Raw genomic sequence first — 17,171 nt, forward strand, 5'->3', positions numbered from 1 at the left:
ATGAGTTGTAAGTATTTGATAAATATAATGTTGAGTGTCTATTGAAGAGTTTTTGAAAACCACGAAAACGTTTGAGTAAATTTTAGTTACAAAGGTTCGAATCTATTTTTAGAAACATTCTTTTTTGCATTATACCAAGGCAATACAGTATTGTTCATAGCTATATATACACCTGAGTTTAGATTTTCAAAAGATGCTATAGCGAATTTTAGATTATCAGGAGCATCGGTATTGGGTTGAGTCCCTAAAATGAAAGCTCCGGTAAGAATAATCGTTTTATCAAGTTCAAGAGAACCTAGATATTTTGCAGTTTCAACCATGGTTATTGTACCATGTGTCAATAGGATTTTTGAATGAGTCGAAGATGTAATAGTATTTGCAATTGTAATACGATCCTCTTGGTTGATAAAGCGACTATCTTTATCTAATATTTTGTCTAGACAATATTTTTCTTCGTTTCCAGAAATTTGTAGTAAATCTTGGATAGAAATACCATTTGATACGCCTTTTTTATTAGGATCATCATATTCCAATCCTTCAATGGTACCGCCTGTCGAGATGATATGAATCATAGTTTGTGATTGTTGGCTAAAGTTAAATAACGTTTTTAAATTAATATCACTTTTATATAAAAAGTAGAAAGAGGATCAACTGCTGTATGCTACCTATTTGATGATCTGTAGTTTCAAGATTAATATGAATTTATCTGAAAATCAATAGGTTATTGTAATTGAGAATTTGTAATTTTATAGGTGATTTTTTACCCCAACCTAGATCAAATTCGATTTGGGTTGGGTTATTTTTTATAATACTAATGAATGAAATTATGCAACCTGAATTAATTTAATTGTGCAAATCATGACAGTAGAAGAACTTACTATTAAAAAATTAAAAGAAGAGATTAAGAATACTGCGTTTACTCGAAGAATCGGGGTTTTAAAGTGGATCGTTATGGTCGTTGGGTCTGTTTTACTTTTTATCATTGTTCAGAGACCAGAATCAGTTCTTAACAGAAAAAGTTCTCAAGAAAGTATTAATCGAGAAAGAGCAAAGATTGTTTTGGATTTGCTAAAAACAAAAAAAGATCCGAATGATGTTTTGTTGGGCTTAGCAGTTCTGGAAAAATCGTATCCAGAGACAGATAATGATTGGGTGCAGGATATGATCGAGATTTTTAAGGCTAGGGCAGAGACTTCTAATTCTATTAAACTTCAGGAAACCAAAATCAAATATTTACAAAGTCAGGTAGATGCTATGCGCGCGAATGTTTTGAGGCCCAATACCGCTCAATGGAGAGAGTTAACGGCTATAAAGGATTCGATTGCTGATGTGAACAAGAAGATCACCATAGAAAAAGGTTTGGTTGAAAAACTATTACGTCGTAATTAATGATCTATGGTTTGTTGAGTAGAGGTTAAGTTAATGTATTATTAAATATGTTGCATATACAACAATTGTTTATACCTTTGTACCATGAAATACCGATTAGAACAATGTATAGGATCTAGATTAAGACGCTTATCCCGAATTGCAGACGCTGAAATTAGAAAAGTACTGGGTGGTTATAATATTACCGAGAATCAAATGACGATCCTATTTACGTTACATGAATTAGGACGAGTAGAACAGGGTAAAATAGGAGAGGTACAATGTCTGGAAAGATCTACGGTAAGTCGTAATATTAAGCTGTTAGAAAAGCAACATCTAATATCTCGATCAGCTTCTTACAGACCAGAAGTAGAACTCACCACAGAAGGTATGAATCTGGTAAAAGTATTAATCCCCAAATGGGAGGGAGCCATGGATATATTGGTTGATAAATTGGAAAAAGAAGGATTAGATGGCCTTCAAAATTTGGAGAGAAAATTGATATAAAAAATTTAAACTTAATGTTGTATATGCAACATTTAAAATTTAGAGAATAACAAATGATGAAAGTAAGACCATTACAGCAAGAGAGAAACAAGAATATGGATTCTAGAGCTTTTCCAAAACGTATGATCCCCTGGAAACAGGCTTTGGTTACAGCACTTGGCGTGTATCCACTATTATTATCCTATGAATGGGTAATAGCACAAGTTTTGCCTGTGCAAGAAATGGATCGGCGAATTACTTTGTTGATCATCGTGGTTATGATCGCTACCACTATGGTGTTTCTGGTGATGCCCATGCTTATCAAAATTTTGGGATCCTGGCTATTTCAAAAAACAATAAAAACAAATAGAAAATGAAAACAAATCGACAACATTCTAAACTTTTAAAAACTAGAAATGTACAACTTCAAAAGCTGGGGTTAAACATTCGTTATGCCGAGCTCGGTAATCCCGTTAATCCTACTGTTTTACTTTTACATGGGGTGCCAGAAAACTTATATGCATGGTATGATATTGCTCCTGTTTTAGCCAGGAATTATCATGTGTTAGCTATTGATTGGCCTGGTTTTGGGGGCAGCGAAGCTTTTACAGATATGAAGAATCATAACCCTAGATCTTTTGCCAATGTGGGGATGGATTTTTTAAACACCCTGCAAATTATAAAAGCACAAGTGATGGCTACAGATATTGGACTTTCTCCAGCACTTATTATGGGTGTCGAGAACCCAGATCGTATCGGACATATTGTAGTGATGGATGGAATTCCATTTCCTACCAGTGCATATTCTTCATGGGAATTGAAGAGTTTTGCTCAAAAAAACTCTATAAGAGCAAAAGCACTTATCAAATGGTTTCCAAAAATTTCTGCAAAGATAGCCTACAATAAAGGTTTTTATAAAGGAAGTAATATTCCTAAAGAGGTGCAAGCAGAGTTTCTAAAAGATGGGTATAACAAAACCACACAAAATGCTTTTCTGTCATATTTTCAGAACAACGCTCCTGGGCAAACGTATTTGGAAAGCAGAATACATGAAATACAACAACCCGTATTAGTAGTTTGGGGGAAGCATGATCGGTTTATTAATGCAAAGTTAGGAGAATTATTAGCGCAAAAGCTAACCAATGCTCAATTAGAAATTATTGATGATTCCGGGCATTTTGTGCATATGGATCAACCACAAAAACTACTTAAAATCACTAACGATTTTCTTGCTTTAGAAACCCTAAAAAGAGGAGAGTAGTTTTTACGGGTAAAAAATTTAAAACAAATGTTGTGTATGCAACTTTAAATTCAACAAAATGAAGACAAAAATAAGTATACTATTGATCATGGTGCTTTTACAAGCTTGTACTTCCAGTTCTCAGGAAATTAATACGAACAACATTCAAAATTCAACCAAAGAGTTTACTGGTACAGTGGGCTTAACAACATCATTACTGCCTTCTAAAAACTTCAATAACTTTAAACAACATGAAAATGATCGAAGCTTCCATTCGGATATAGCTTTTTACGAAGTAGTATTGTCTTATGGGCCAATAGAAGATCCTAATCCTGTATTTCTGCTGGCTAACGCTTATATCGCATCAAATCAGCAGGAATACGGAATACGATATTTTGAAGGTTTGCTGAATGATTTTGGTTCTCAAATGACTAATACAATCAAATCGAATTACCTTTCTGCCTACGCATTATTGCGTGCTACATATGCAGATCATGTTGGTTTGTTTTCAAGAATAGGTTGGGTAAAAGAAACCTTTAAGATTCTAGAAGAAGCTGAGGAACTGGCAGATGCCAACCCATTAGTCTACTGGTCTTCTGGTATTATTTACACCCAGGTTCCTAGATTCTTTAATAAGAGGAAACAAGCTTTAATTCAATTAACATGGTTAGAAAATCATCCAGAACTAGAGCCCACTCCAGGTTTTTACAGAGAGGTATACCATCATTTAGCTAAGTTGCACCTGGATAATGGAGAGGAAGAATTGGCGACGAAGTATCTTGCTAAAAGTGGCTATACAGATTATGTTCCCAAACAATTATTTATGGGGTGGTTTGCTACCACCAAAGAAAAAGGACTTCTCTTTTCTCCAGTTCCTTCAATAGAAGAAGTTATCGAAGGCAGAGTCTATGGCCTTCAGGGTTTTGGCTTTTCTGATTTATATTTTGTGGTATCCAAAAACGGACAAGAACTTATCTCGATAGACGCAGGTACTCAGCCCTTCAGTATAAAAGCAGGATATGAATTTTTACTGAAGCATTATCCAAATCTACCTCCTTTACGAAATGCAATAATCACTCATGCGCATTGGGATCATATAGGCGGACATACGTATTTTAAAACCTTGGATCATAAGGTTACACTTTATGGTCGAGGAAATTTTCATGGTACTGTAGACCGAGTTCTCAAAAATCATCGTTACGATCAGTTCCGAAGTATTCATTTCAAAGAGGATTGGGTGAGTCAATATCGACCCGATAGCTTGATTACAGCTAAAACTACAATTACTCTTGGTCAATCCTCAATTACTATTATTCCTGTTACCGGAGGAGAGACAGAAGATGCTCTGCTGATACATTTTTCAGATTTGGGAGTGATTTTTATGGGAGACACCCTAATGCCCTTTTATGGTGAACCTTGGGTTGAAGAAGGGCATATCGATGAAGCCTTAGAAGTAATGGATACAGCTTTGGACCTGGGCCCAAAATATTTGCTTCATGGGCATATTGGCATAACCATGTTGTACGAGAATCAAAAACAACTTCGCTTGTATAGAGATGCTTATCGCTGGTTGGTCTCTGCAACCAAAAAGCATATCAATAATGGGTATTCTGCAAAGGATATCATCCGATTGAATCTGATTCCACCCGGGCTTCAGAATCATCCAGAGATCTTTATTGGATATCTATCTCCGAGAGATCATATAATTTCAAGAATAGCAGATCATATGGTGGGTATTTGGCAGGAAGAAGTTACAGGCAAAGACCCTGAAGGGTTGGATGTAATTACTACTGTAGAACGGGGTAGGCTATTAGAACTATATCTTAATCTATCAGGAAAACAAGTCGCCAAAGCATTAAAGAAAATGATTTGCAATGGGGATAACGAATTAGCACTGCAAATGGCTATTGCTGCGGAAAGCAGGTATCCCGAAAACAAGAAAATCAAAAACCTAAAAGAAGAAGCAGCGGATCGATTACGAAGTGGGGTTCAGTTTTTTGATCCTTTCAAGTTCGTGACGTATACCGAAATGATAGGGAAAGAGCATTATCCAATTTTGGAAGAGAAATTAACAGATCCATTCCATAGATAGGGTGAATCTAAGTCTATACTGCGTGTAATTAAGAAGAGATAGTTTTTAGACTATTTCTTCTTATTTTTCTTTCTAAGAAACACTAAAAGTCGATGCTCTAACAATTAATTCAGTTTTGATTTCAATTGTTTTTTTGACCATGAGATCGGTGTCATCTTCATTTTCGATTTCTTGGATAAGGTATTTTGTTGCTGTTTTTCCAATGGTATTACCCGGTTGATTTACAGTGGTGAGATTAGGTTCTATAATCTTAGCGTGTTTAGAATTACTAAACCCTACGACAGCTATATCCTCAGGGATTTTGATATTGAATTTATTCAAGGTTTGAATAACACCAATCGCAGCGCTATCGGTGATAGCAAAAATAGCATCAGGTCTTTCTTTGAGACTCAATAAGATATTGGCCATTCTTTTTCCTTGTTGTAGAGAAATGTCATCAACACTGATAATGATTTTTTCATCAATTTCTATTTGGTGTTCTTTCAAAGCTCTTAGATATCCCGCAAATCTCTTTTCTGAAGTATATGAGAACTCCCGTTCCTTGATAATAGCAATTCTTTTTTTGCCGATATTAATAAGATGTTCAATCGCATTAAAGGCAGCTTCTTCATCATTTATAGTGATCTGCGTACAAGGAATCTTATCAGAGACTTTATCAAACAAAATCAAAGGAAGTGTATCTATAATAGGGAGAATATTACCTATATCTCTAGTCATTTTGGTCAAAGATGCCAATATTCCGTCTACACCAAATTGTATCATGGTATGAAACATTTCGTTTTGTTTTTTCACATCATTATTCGACTCTGATATGATTACTCTGTATCCCTGCATAGAGGCTTGTTCCAGAATGCCTCGAACGATGGTGGCTGTAAAGTAATGCGTAATATTAGGAACAATCACACCGATAATATTGGATTTGTGTTTTCTGAATCCTTTGGCAAAAATATTGGGGATATAGTTTTTGGATTGTGCTAATTGTTTCACTTTGGTTTTAGTATCCTCACTAATATCTGGGTGATCATTTAATGCTCTGGAAACCGTTGAAATAGAGAGATTCAAGGCCTGAGCTAACATTTTCATGGTGGTAATCTCTTTTTTCATATCAAATTTTATTAAAAACAAATTGCAAACGTTTGCGAAAACGTTTGCATACAAAAATGATAATTTTTTGGCATTTTTTATAAGGTTATAACAATAAATTTGAGAAATACTTCACATAAATATATTAATAATGAAAAAAGCTATCACTGTATTGTTATGTGTATTCGGCACATTAATAGCGTTCTCGCAAACAGAAATTTCAGGAACTGTTACAGACAACACAGGTTTACCCCTATTAGGAGCTAACATTACTATTTTGGATAGTAACTCAGGTACCGTTTCGGATTTTGATGGAAAATTCAGTTTTTCATCAAATCTAACAGGACCTAAGCAAATACAAGTTTCTTTTTTAGGATTTAAAACCCATACGGAGTCGATCGAACTTAATGGAACACCCATAACCCTTCAAATCACTTTACAAGAAGGAAATACATTAGATGAAGTGCTTCTCACAGCTTCATCTACTTTTAGATCACAAAAACAAGCACCTTTATCAATTAGTTCAAAAGGAATCAACGAAATCACTAAACTTTCTGCCAATAGTCAGGCGGATATTTTAAGAGACGTTCCCGGTATTACCGCAGAAGGTGGAGGTGGAGAAACAGCTACCAACTTATTTGTAAGAGGATTGCCTTCTGGGGGACAATATGTATTTAACCCCCTACAATATGATGGAATGCCGTTAACCAGTACTTTTGGGCTTAATTCTTCGGCCCATGATGTATATGCAAGACCTGACATAGGATTTAAAGGCGTAGAATTTGTACGAGGTGGTGCCGCTGTATTATACGGTGCAGGGTCTGTTGCGGGTATTATCAACTATACCAGTAAAACGGGAGATACCAATGACGAAACCGTAATTAATGTAGAATATGGAAATAGAGGAAGGTTAAAAACCGACTTTTATAGTGGAGGTAAATTAGGAGGTGAAAATTCGAATACCTACTATGCATTTACTGGTTTTGTAAGAAAAGATAATGGCCCTATCGAAACAGGGTTAGATACAAGAGGTGTACAATTTAGAGCAAATATCAAAAAGAAATTCGACAATGGATCTTTTACGGTGCATGGTCAATTTATTAATGATAGAGTACAATTCTTCCTTCCTTTGCCGCTCCAGGGAGGTTCTAGAGAACGTATTAATGGTAATGATGGAGATGAGGTTGAACAGCTTTTGTCTGGCGAATTGGCCAATACGTCTTTCTTAACTCCTGGAGGGGTGTATGAAAGCCCTATAGACGATGGTGTTTTTACCAGAGGTGGATATCTTTTGGCAGATTTCAACTATAATCTAACAGATAATTTAAAATTTAAAGCCAAAGCAAAATATGCTAATTACCAGCACAACTTTGCATTGTATGTAGGAGGAAATGGAGATTTTGGAAACCCAATCACCTTGGCAAATTATGTTTCCGAAATAGCTCCTGGAAACACTGGTTTTAATGCTACGTATCAAGGAGGAACTGGAGCTCAGATAAACGGTACGGATCTGGTAGTAGAGAATTTACATGTAGATCGTTTACGTCCAATGACCGATTATTCTGGAGAAGCGAACTTAATATTAAAATCAGGAGATGGCAATCATACTTTCACGTTAGGAACGTATTTGGCAAGAACAGAAGCCGAAGATGTAAATTTCCAATATAGAGTGCTTTCTGAATTTAATAATAATCCCCGATTGGTAAATTTAAGTTATACAGATGCAGGTGGTGGAAATGTGATTTATTCTGAAGGAGGTTTGTATAACCGAATAGGGATGACCGCCAATAACTTCTTAACCCAAAGTAGAACGGCATTCTACTTCACTGATGAAATGGTATTTGATAGATGGCGTTTTGACGTTGGAATCCGAATCGAAAATACCGAAGGAACTTTCAGAAGGGGAGGATTAGAAGAATCACAAGTATATGACAATCCAGAATTGACTGCAGAACTGCAAAATGTAAGTTTTTCAGATGGAACTTTTACTACTGGAGAGATCGATGATACCGCATGGGCCGTTTCTTTGGCAGGTTTGTATGAGTTGACAGAGTCTACCAATCTATATGCAAACTTCTCCAGAGGGTTTTTCTTCCCACAGCAAAGAGGTTTTGCTCCAACACCAGGTATTAGAGAAACCAATTATGAAGCAGAAACGATTATCCAGGGTGAGCTTGGAGCCAAGTTTGGAACCGCTGCTTTTTCTGGGTCGGTAGCAGGTTACTTTGTGAATCTTAGTGATCGTATCCGAATTGATCAGGCCATATCTGGAGGACAATTGGTAGATCAGGCTAGAAGTGAGCAAACTACCAGAACTTTTGGATTAGAAGCTACTGGACAATACCGTTTGACGGACGCACTTAATATCAATGCTACAGTTACCTATCAAGACCATGAGATCACCAAAAATGAAACCACAGACTTAGTAAATAATACGACATCTACCATCAACGAAGGAAATGAAATAGGAAGACAGCCTAACTTTTTAGGAAGTCTTGGAGCAACTTATGATGATTCAAAGATTGATGCTAACTTTACTTTGAATCATACAGGAGCTAAGTTTACCGATGATTCTAATAACGTAGAGTTGGATGCGATTTCTATTGTGAGAATTGGTGGTGGGTATACTTTCAAAACACAAAATACCAACGCTATACGATTAGGATTTTCTGTATTTAACTTGTTTGATAGTGATGGACTTACCGAAGGTAACCCTAGAGCTGGAATCGCCGGTCAATCTGCCGATGGAGAGTTTTTCTTTGGAAGACCTATTCTACCACGTAGATTTTTCCTGACCGCTACTTATAATTTTTAAACCATTTGATGAATTTGTTTGAGTTAAGACATCACTTGCAGTAAAATGCAAGTGATGCACTTTTATTAATCGATTAAGAATTGTTATGACATCATTAGAGAAAAAAGCAATCGAAGTTTTGAACAAGAACTGGAAAGATAACTTTAGCATACCTTGCGCCAATTTATATCCTTTTCAATGGTTCTGGGATTCGGGTTTGATAGCAATTGGTCTGGCACATTTCGATATGCCCAAAGCTGAAAAAGAAATAGTAACCTTATTAGATGCGCAATGGGGGAATGGGTTTATTCCTCATATTATTTTTCATACGGAAACAGACTCGTATTTTCCGGGAGCGGATTTTCACCACTCGAGTTTACACCCGCAGGCTTCACAAAAGTATCGGTCTACAGGAATGACTCAACCCCCAGTTACCGGATTTGTATTAGAAGAAATGTATCGAATTAGCACTGACAAAAAAGCTACACTAAATTTTATCAAAACGGTTATAGACAAGGTGTACTTCAATCACAAGTATTTTTATCATAATCGGGATCCTAAAGATGAGGGGTTGGTGTATATTTATCATAATTGGGAATCTGGAACCGATAATTCTCCCATGTGGGATGATGTTTGGAAAACTATGAACCCACCAGAATACACTTTTGAAAGAAGAGACACTACCCACGTAGACGCCTCAGAAAGACCTTCAAAAAGAGAATATGACCACTATTTGCATATCATAGAAATAGCAAAAGAACATAAGTATAACGATGCAAAGATCGCAGAGTTATCTCCTTTTTTGGTCCAGGACCCCCTATTTAATGCGATACTTATCAAATCCAATAAAAGTTTGATCAAACTGTATGAACTAATTGGTGGTCATTCTGATAAGATTTCGCAATTACAAGATTGGCAAAATAAAGCGATAACTTCGTTTAATGCTAAATTGTTTGACGAAGAAGTAGGTGCTTATGTTCATTATGATCTTAGAAATGAAAAGCCACTCAGGTATTTATCTTCGTCTTCGTTTTCACCATTGTTTGCAGGTATTCCCGATACGGAAAGAGCTGAGGCTATGATCCAGATAATGCTCAATAAATTTGGAGGAGATCATCAATATTTATGCGCCTCTTTTGATCCCACCAGTGATCGGTTTAATCCAAAAAAGTACTGGCGAGGACCTGTGTGGGTGAATTTAAACTGGATGCTTTATCATGGGGTATCCGAATATGGATATAATGATATTGCCGAGCGCATTAAAAAGGATACTATAGAAATCATAGAGAAAAATGGGTTTTACGAATATTTTGATTCGAGGAAAGAAATTCATGAAAAAGGAAAAGCAGGGTATGGAGGTAATGATTTTTCCTGGAGTGCGGCTTTGCTTATCGATTTGATAAGTTCGTGAATGTAGTAAATACTAAAGATGTAAAGATGTTGGATTTTTCAAAGGATTACGTTCTCGAAAATGAAGTGGTAAAAGTGTCACCTTTACACATAGAGCATACAAAACAGCTTTCAGAACAATCCGACGATCCAGATATTTGGGCTTATTTGTTGGAAGAAGGTAGGAATACCGAACAATTACAAGCGTACATTTCTCAGGCTTTAGAAAATAGAAAGATAGCAAAAGAGTATCCCTTTGTGGTTTATGATAAAGTCAAAAAACAATATGCCGGAACCACCAGATTGTATGATTATTCCAATCAGTTAAACGTAATTAAAATTGGGCATACCTGGTATGGGAGGAATTTTAGAGGTACTGGTGTCAATAAACATTGTAAATACTTAGTTCTAGAATTTATTTTCGAACAGTTACAAATAGAACGTGTTGGGTTTGGTGTTCACGCAGAAAATAAGGTGAGTATAGCGGCAATGAAAAGCGTTGGTGGCACAAAAGAAGGAATTTTACGCAATTTTATCCCTTCAGTAGACGGAGATGGAAGAACCGATATTGTATTATTCAGTATTTTGAAAGATGAATGGACAACTTTTGTGAAACCTAAATTGCTTCAGAAGTTAAATAGAAAAGTATAACATTATGAATTATATAGATTACATAATCATTGTAGTTTATTTACTGGGATTCCTTGGGATAGGATATTTTTTTAAGGAAAATAAGAATTCTAAGGACTATTTTTTAGGAGGGCAATCCATGGGTTGGTTTCCATTGAGTTTGTCTACCATGGCGACACAATTGTCTGCAATTAGTTTTATATCGGCACCCGCTTTTGTAGGACTAAAAGATGGCGGAGGCTTACAATGGTTAACCTACGAGTTTGGAGTGCCTCTAGCGATGGCGTTTTTGTTGATAGCTATTATCCCTTCACTATATAGTTCGGGCATTGTAAGTGTTTATGAATTTCTGGAAAAGCGTTTTGATGCATCTTCAAGGTTGTTGATCAGTTTTGTGTTTCAGATCAGTCGATCTGTAGCCACAGGAGTGATGGTGTATACCATGGCACTTATTTTACAGGCTACTATCGGAATTGATTTTTGGATTTCCATACTACTCATAGGTGTCATTACCATGATATACTCATTTCAAGGAGGGATGAAAGCCGTGATTTGGGGTGATGTCGTGCAAATGTGTATTCTTTTCTTTGGAATAGTAGTTTGCCTGGTTTATGGTATAAGTGAGTTAGGAGGATTTGAAAATTTCTTAACCCATGTTGATAAGGATCGACTAACGGCTGTCGATTTTTCAAAATGGGGATTTAATAATGCTGACAAAAATGACGAGTTTGGGTTTTGGCCCATGGTGATAGGGGGAGTCTTTTTATATGCTTCATACTACGGAACCGATCAAACCCAATCTCAACGACTATTATCAGCAAAGGGAATGCCTACTATTAAACGATTATTGCTTGCTAATGGACTACTTCGTTTCCCTGTAACTCTTACGTATTGTATTATGGGGTTAGTCCTTGGCACCCTGTTGTTTCAAGACCTGGGTTTTCAGGAGTTAATGGATGTGGTATATCAAGAGAACATCAGTAGTCTGGAAGGTAAAAAAGCAGATTTAATGGTACCGGTGTTTATTATAAAATATCTTCCTAACGGAATTATAGGAATTTTGATAGTGGCTATTATGTCTGCGGCAATGTCTTCCTTAAGTTCTACGGTAAACTCCCTATCGGCAGTGACTCTAGAGGATTTTATTAAGAGATTCAAACCTGATATGTCCGACAAAAAATATGTAACTTATTCAAGATTGCTTTCGGTATTCTGGGGATTGGTCTGTTTGTTTTTTGCATTTTTTGCAGGAAATATAGAAGGTACAGTGATAGAGGTGATCAATAAGATCAGTTCTATATTTTACGGACCAATTTTGGCCGCATTTATATTGGCTATCCTAACCAAGAAAACAAATGCTCTTGGTGCGAACATTGGTATAGTAACTGGGGTAGTTTTCAATATGTATTTATGGTTATGTGTGCCCGAAGTCTTTTGGTTTTGGTGGAATGCCATAGGGTGCTTAGTGACTATGATCGTAGGATATACTTTTAGTTTGATCATACAAGGAGAACCCAAAGAAGGGCTAAAAGTAGTATTTTATAAACAAGGGAAGCGTGAAGTTGTCATCCTTGTGGGGTACTTTGTTGTGATATGTATTTTGGCGATTTCAATAGGTAAGATGTTAAGTTAAAGTAGTTATTATGAAAATAGTTTTGGCTCCAGATAAATTTAAAAATTCTCTAACGGCTTTAGAGTTTTGCCAAGCTGTAGAGAAGGGGGTTAAACAAGTACGATCCAATATCGATATTATACAATTGCCGTTGGCCGATGGAGGGGATGGTACTATAGAGGTTGTCAATTATTATTTAAAAGGAGAAATGGTTACCGTTGAGGTAAGCAATCCTTTTTTCAAACCAGTAAAAGCTTCTTATTTATATTCAGAATCTACCCAGACTGCTTTTATCGAGATGGCAGAGGCATCAGGGATGAAGTTATTAAATGAGTATGAAGGCGATTGCAAGAATACCACCACCTATGGTACTGGTGAAATGATTTTGGACGCCATAAACAGAGGAGTTTCCAAAATTATCTTGGGGATAGGAGGAAGTGCTACAAATGATTGTGGTATTGGTATGGCTGCCGCTTTGGGATATCAATTTTTGGATAAAGATCATGAGCTGGTCAAACCCATTGGGGCTAATTTATCCAAAATAGCTTCCATCAATACCAATCAGGTGAATCCCAAATTAGGAGATGTGCAATTCCAAATTGCATGCGACGTTACCAATCCATTATATGGAAAAAATGGAGCCGCCTATACCTATGCCGCTCAAAAAGGTGCCACGGTCGAGGATATCAAAATGTTGGATCAGGGATTACAGGATTTTTCGGTTGTGCTACACGAAGTTTTTGATGTAGACCCACAAACTATAAAAGGAGCAGGGGCTGCTGGCGGCATGGGGATTGCGTCCAAAGTTTTTTTGAATGGTAGTTTAGAACCAGGTATTGAATTGATAAAAACATTAGCCAGATTTGAAGAAAAGATAGAAGGTGCGGATTGGATGATTTCGGGAGAAGGAAAGTTGGACGATCAAACACTATCTGGTAAAACCATTCAGGGAGTTACTGATGTTATAGATCAGGATACAAAAGTTGCTGTGTTTTGTGGTACGATAGAGTTAGAAGGTGAGGTGATCAAAGATTTGAATATTTGGTATGCCGATGAAGTTATGAACTACGCAGTAGACGTAGAAGATGCTATGAGCAATGCTGGTAAATATGTAGAAGAAATGGCCAAAAGGTTTGCTCAAAATTTTATAAAGACATGAAATTGTATCCTTTAAAATTTCAACCTTTTTATAGCTATCGACTTTGGGGAGGAAATAAACTAAAATCCATACTGCATAAAAATTATGACCAGGAATCCATAGGAGAATCCTGGGAAATTTCAGATGTCAAAAACAAAGAAACACGAGTACGCAATGGTGAATTACAAGGAAAAACATTAAAAGAACTCATTGCTCATTTTAAAGAAGCATTGGTAGGAAATCATGTTTACCAAAACTTTGGATTGGATTTTCCGTTAATGATCAAATTTATAGATGCCAAAATGCCACTATCGATTCAAGTCCACCCGGGTAATGAGCTGGCAAAGAAACGTCATAACTCATTAGGAAAAAATGAAATGTGGTATATTATGCAGGCTGAAGAAAATGCAGAATTGGTAGTTGGGTTCAATCGAGAGATGACTCAAAAAGATTACAAGAAACATCTTGATGCGAATACTCTGGATGAGATATTAAACATAGAAAAGGTAAATCAAGGGGATGCATTTTATATCCCAACGGGCCGGGTGCATGCTATAGGGGCAGGTGTACTTTTGGCAGAGATTCAGCAAACTTCAGACATCACTTATCGCATTTATGATTATAATAGAGTAGATAAGACTACTGGTCAAAAAAGAGAATTACATACAGATTTAGCTATAGATGCGATAGACTTTACGTATCATGACACCTATAAAACGAGGTATACCAATACAAAGAACGCCACTAATAAATTGGTGTATTCTCCATATTTTAAAACGAATTTTATTCATGTTCAAGAGCATATGCTTCGTCATCTAAAGGATGTGGATTCTTTTGTAATTTACATCTGTGTAGAGGGAAATATAGAAATGAATTACAAAGGTCAAAATTATACATTCCATAAAGGAGAAACTATTCTGGTTCCTGCAATGGTAGATGCCGTCAATTTTGAAGGAACTAATGCCAAATTACTTGAGGTGATGATATTATAGCATGTTTCGTGAATTTGATGGATAGAAAATTTAGGTCTTGATTACTAGAAGGAATTTAGTTAAGTGCATCAAACTGTATGATCGCAATAAAGCTCTTGAAAATATGATCTATGTAATCGAGTAATGCTTAGAAGGTTTATTTCTTAGAGTATCGGCAGCTTGTTCTGCTGTTATGTCTCTTTGTGGATCTGCAAACATTTCGTACCCCACCATGAATTTTTTTACCGTTGCTGATCGTAGCAATGGAGGATAAAAAGACATATGAAAATGCCATTCGTCATGATTGTTACCATCGGTGGGTGCCTGATGTATCCCAGCGGAGTAAGGAAAACTCGTTTGAAATAAATTATCATACCTCGTAGTGACATCCTTTATCATAGCCGCAAAGAAATTGACCTCTTTTGCGGTAAGCTTATCGATACTTCCAATTTTTCGTTTTGGCAGTATCATTGTTTCATAAGGCCAAATAGCCCAATAGGGTACAAGAGCAACAAAAGATTCATTTTCTGCAATAATTCGTTCTTTGTGACTTAACTCCTGATCTAGATAATCAGAAAGAAGTCCTGCGCCATTTTTCTGCCAATACTCAAGTTGATTTTGGGTTTTTTTGACAATCTCTACAGGAATAGATTCCTGCGCCCAAATTTGGCCATGTGGATGGGGGTTACTACATCCCATGATATCTCCTTTATTCTCAAAGATTTGTATATGATTAATATAAGATATGCTTCCTAGTTCCTTATACTCTTTTATCCATAAATTTACTACTTCCATTATATCATCTATCGGCATTACAGGAAGAGTGAGTGAATGATCAGGAGAAAAGCATACTACTTTGCATATGCCTTTTTCGGATTTTGCACGAAGAAGCCCTTTATTATAGTGTTCTTCCGGAACAGAGGATAACAAGGCAGAATAGTCATTTACAAATGAAAAAGGTTTGGTATATTGCGGATTTACACTTCCATTGGCTCTTGTGTTGCCAGGGCATAGATAACAGTTTTCGTCATAAGATTTTGATTTGGCAATTTTGATTTGTTCTTGTTTACCTTGCCAAGGCCTTTTGGTTCTATGTGGTGAGACCAATATCCATTCTCCTGTCAAAATATTGTATCGTCTATGCGAATTATCGTTCAAAATTTTATTCATCATATTCCTTTTTTTTATGAATAGTTTTTTGGTGAGTACCTTGACTTGGAGCGACCAAAAAGGCATCTAATGTGATATTAAACCTGTCGTTGTAGGCTTTGCTTATTTCATTGACATATTGATCTACATGTTCTGATTGAATTAGGTTCACTGTGCATCCTCCAAATCCACCTCCCATCATACGAGCTCCCAGTACATAGTCTTTTTCTTTCGAAAAGTCCACCAGAAAATCTAGCTCTTTACAGCTTATTTCATATTGATATCTTAACCCTTCGTGACATTCGTATAGAAGTTTTCCGAAGTTTTTTAAATCGTTTTTTGTTAAGAATTTTGCGGCATTTTGTACTCGTTCATTCTCTTGTACGATGTATAAGCATCTTTGATAAATAACTTCGGGGAAGTTCTCTTTTACGTTTTCCAATGTTTCAAAATCTACATCTCTTAAAGAATTTATTCTAGGGTATTTTTCTTTGATGATACGAACGCCCTGTTCACATTGTTCTCTTCTTTGATTGTAATTACTAGTAGATAGATTATGCTCGACATTAGTATTAAGGATTAATACTTTGTAATCGCTTAAATTCATAGGGATGAGTTCGTAATCCAAGGATTTACAATCTAGAAAAAGGACTTTGTCTTTTTCCCCAAAAACGGAAGCATATTGATCCATTATACCACATTTGGTACCCACATATTCATGTTCTGCATCTCTACTTAATTTTGCGATTTCTAATTTAGAGATGTTAAGCTCGAATAATTTATTTATTCCAAAGGCGAATCCACACTCGAGTGCTGCAGACGAGCTAAGTCCTGAACCGATAGGAAGTTCGCTGGTGATGACACAATCAAACCCTTTAACACGATTTGATCTTTTCAATAATTGATGTAAAACCCCTAAAACATAATTCTCCCAGTTTTCTTTACTTGGCTTTATTGCTCTAAGGTCAACTACCAAAGATTTTCCATAATTTTTACTGTATATATTACAAATATGTTCGGTATCATTTTTACTGAATTCAAACTTAATTTCTTTATCGATAGCTGCGGGAAGTACAAAGCCATTATTATAATCGGTATGCCCCCCGATAAAATTTATTCTGCCAGGTGAACCTACTATGATGTCAGGTATAAAATTCCTTTCTTTGCTCATAATCAGTTTGTATTTGATAACAAAAATAATAAATGTATTTATTACATT

Annotated in this window: 15 protein-coding genes; 11 read left to right on the top strand and 4 right to left on the bottom strand. The window is 36.1% G+C overall.

Annotated elements, in window-relative coordinates; translation table 11 throughout:
- Positions 1-86: 86 nt before the first annotated feature.
- A complete protein-coding gene (locus BUE24_RS14635; RefSeq protein ID WP_073317027.1) occupies positions 87-572 on the bottom strand; it encodes an asparaginase domain-containing protein in 486 nt (161 codons plus the stop codon).
- Between the two features lie 286 nt (positions 573-858).
- Between BUE24_RS14635 and BUE24_RS14640 the strand changes: the two genes are divergently transcribed.
- The 5 genes from BUE24_RS14640 (at position 859) to BUE24_RS14660 (ending at position 5,186) form a co-directional block, all read left to right on the top strand.
- Positions 859-1,389 carry a hypothetical protein gene (locus BUE24_RS14640; protein ID WP_073317030.1) on the top strand — a complete coding sequence of 177 codons (531 nt, stop codon included), beginning with the start codon at positions 859-861 and terminating at the stop codon, positions 1,387-1,389.
- An 84-nt stretch (positions 1,390-1,473) separates the two neighbouring features.
- On the top strand, positions 1,474-1,875 hold the full coding sequence (locus BUE24_RS14645; protein ID WP_073317033.1) for a MarR family winged helix-turn-helix transcriptional regulator: 402 nt from the start codon (positions 1,474-1,476) through the stop codon (positions 1,873-1,875).
- A gap of 53 nt (positions 1,876-1,928) precedes the next feature.
- Positions 1,929-2,231 carry a putative antibiotic biosynthesis monooxygenase gene (locus BUE24_RS14650; protein ID WP_139242009.1) on the top strand — a complete coding sequence of 101 codons (303 nt, stop codon included), beginning with the start codon at positions 1,929-1,931 and terminating at the stop codon, positions 2,229-2,231.
- On the top strand, positions 2,228-3,115 hold the full coding sequence (locus tag BUE24_RS14655; protein WP_073317039.1) for an alpha/beta fold hydrolase: 888 nt from the start codon (positions 2,228-2,230) through the stop codon (positions 3,113-3,115). Before BUE24_RS14650 ends, BUE24_RS14655 begins: the two co-directional genes overlap by 4 nt.
- Before the next feature lie 58 nt (positions 3,116-3,173).
- Entirely contained in the window at positions 3,174-5,186 is a 2,013-nt protein-coding gene (locus BUE24_RS14660; protein WP_084549566.1) for an MBL fold metallo-hydrolase, read from the top strand.
- 72 nt (positions 5,187-5,258) lie between these two features.
- Here BUE24_RS14660 and BUE24_RS14665 read toward each other — a convergent pair whose 3' ends face one another.
- Complete coding sequence (locus tag BUE24_RS14665; protein ID WP_073317044.1) at positions 5,259-6,290, bottom strand: LacI family DNA-binding transcriptional regulator; 1,032 nt, start codon at positions 6,288-6,290, stop codon at positions 5,259-5,261.
- A 130-nt stretch (positions 6,291-6,420) separates the two neighbouring features.
- Here BUE24_RS14665 and BUE24_RS14670 point away from each other — a divergent pair, with 130 nt between their 5' ends.
- From BUE24_RS14670 to BUE24_RS14695, 6 genes are all read left to right on the top strand, one after another.
- Entirely contained in the window at positions 6,421-9,084 is a 2,664-nt protein-coding gene (locus BUE24_RS14670; RefSeq protein WP_073317047.1) for a TonB-dependent receptor domain-containing protein, read from the top strand.
- An 85-nt stretch (positions 9,085-9,169) separates the two neighbouring features.
- On the top strand, positions 9,170-10,474 hold the full coding sequence (locus BUE24_RS14675; protein ID WP_073317050.1) for an MGH1-like glycoside hydrolase domain-containing protein: 1,305 nt from the start codon (positions 9,170-9,172) through the stop codon (positions 10,472-10,474).
- Between the two features lie 26 nt (positions 10,475-10,500).
- Positions 10,501-11,103 (top strand): GNAT family N-acetyltransferase, encoded by a 603-nt coding sequence (locus BUE24_RS14680; RefSeq protein WP_073317053.1) that lies wholly within the window; start codon positions 10,501-10,503, stop codon positions 11,101-11,103.
- Positions 11,104-11,107: 4 nt separating this feature from the next.
- Positions 11,108-12,715: a sodium:solute symporter family protein gene (locus tag BUE24_RS14685; protein WP_073317056.1), complete on the top strand. Its 1,608-nt coding sequence runs from the start codon at positions 11,108-11,110 to the stop codon at positions 12,713-12,715.
- A 10-nt stretch (positions 12,716-12,725) separates the two neighbouring features.
- On the top strand, positions 12,726-13,853 hold the full coding sequence (locus tag BUE24_RS14690) for a glycerate kinase (protein ID WP_073317059.1): 1,128 nt from the start codon (positions 12,726-12,728) through the stop codon (positions 13,851-13,853).
- Positions 13,850-14,824, top strand: a complete 975-nt coding sequence (locus BUE24_RS14695) for a type I phosphomannose isomerase catalytic subunit (protein WP_073317061.1) — start codon at positions 13,850-13,852, stop codon at positions 14,822-14,824. Before BUE24_RS14690 ends, BUE24_RS14695 begins: the two co-directional genes overlap by 4 nt.
- A gap of 108 nt (positions 14,825-14,932) precedes the next feature.
- Here BUE24_RS14695 and BUE24_RS14700 read toward each other — a convergent pair whose 3' ends face one another.
- Together BUE24_RS14700 and galK are read right to left on the bottom strand one after the other, a co-directional pair.
- Entirely contained in the window at positions 14,933-15,973 is a 1,041-nt protein-coding gene (locus BUE24_RS14700; protein ID WP_073317064.1) for a UDP-glucose--hexose-1-phosphate uridylyltransferase, read from the bottom strand.
- On the bottom strand, positions 15,966-17,123 hold the full coding sequence (gene galK, locus BUE24_RS14705; protein ID WP_073317067.1) for a galactokinase: 1,158 nt from the start codon (positions 17,121-17,123) through the stop codon (positions 15,966-15,968). The genes BUE24_RS14700 and galK overlap by 8 nt, the downstream gene beginning before the upstream one ends.
- Positions 17,124-17,171: the final 48 nt, after the last annotated feature.

Source organism: Aquimarina spongiae, from assembly GCF_900141785.1.
GTDB classification, from domain to species: domain Bacteria; phylum Bacteroidota; class Bacteroidia; order Flavobacteriales; family Flavobacteriaceae; genus Aquimarina; species Aquimarina spongiae.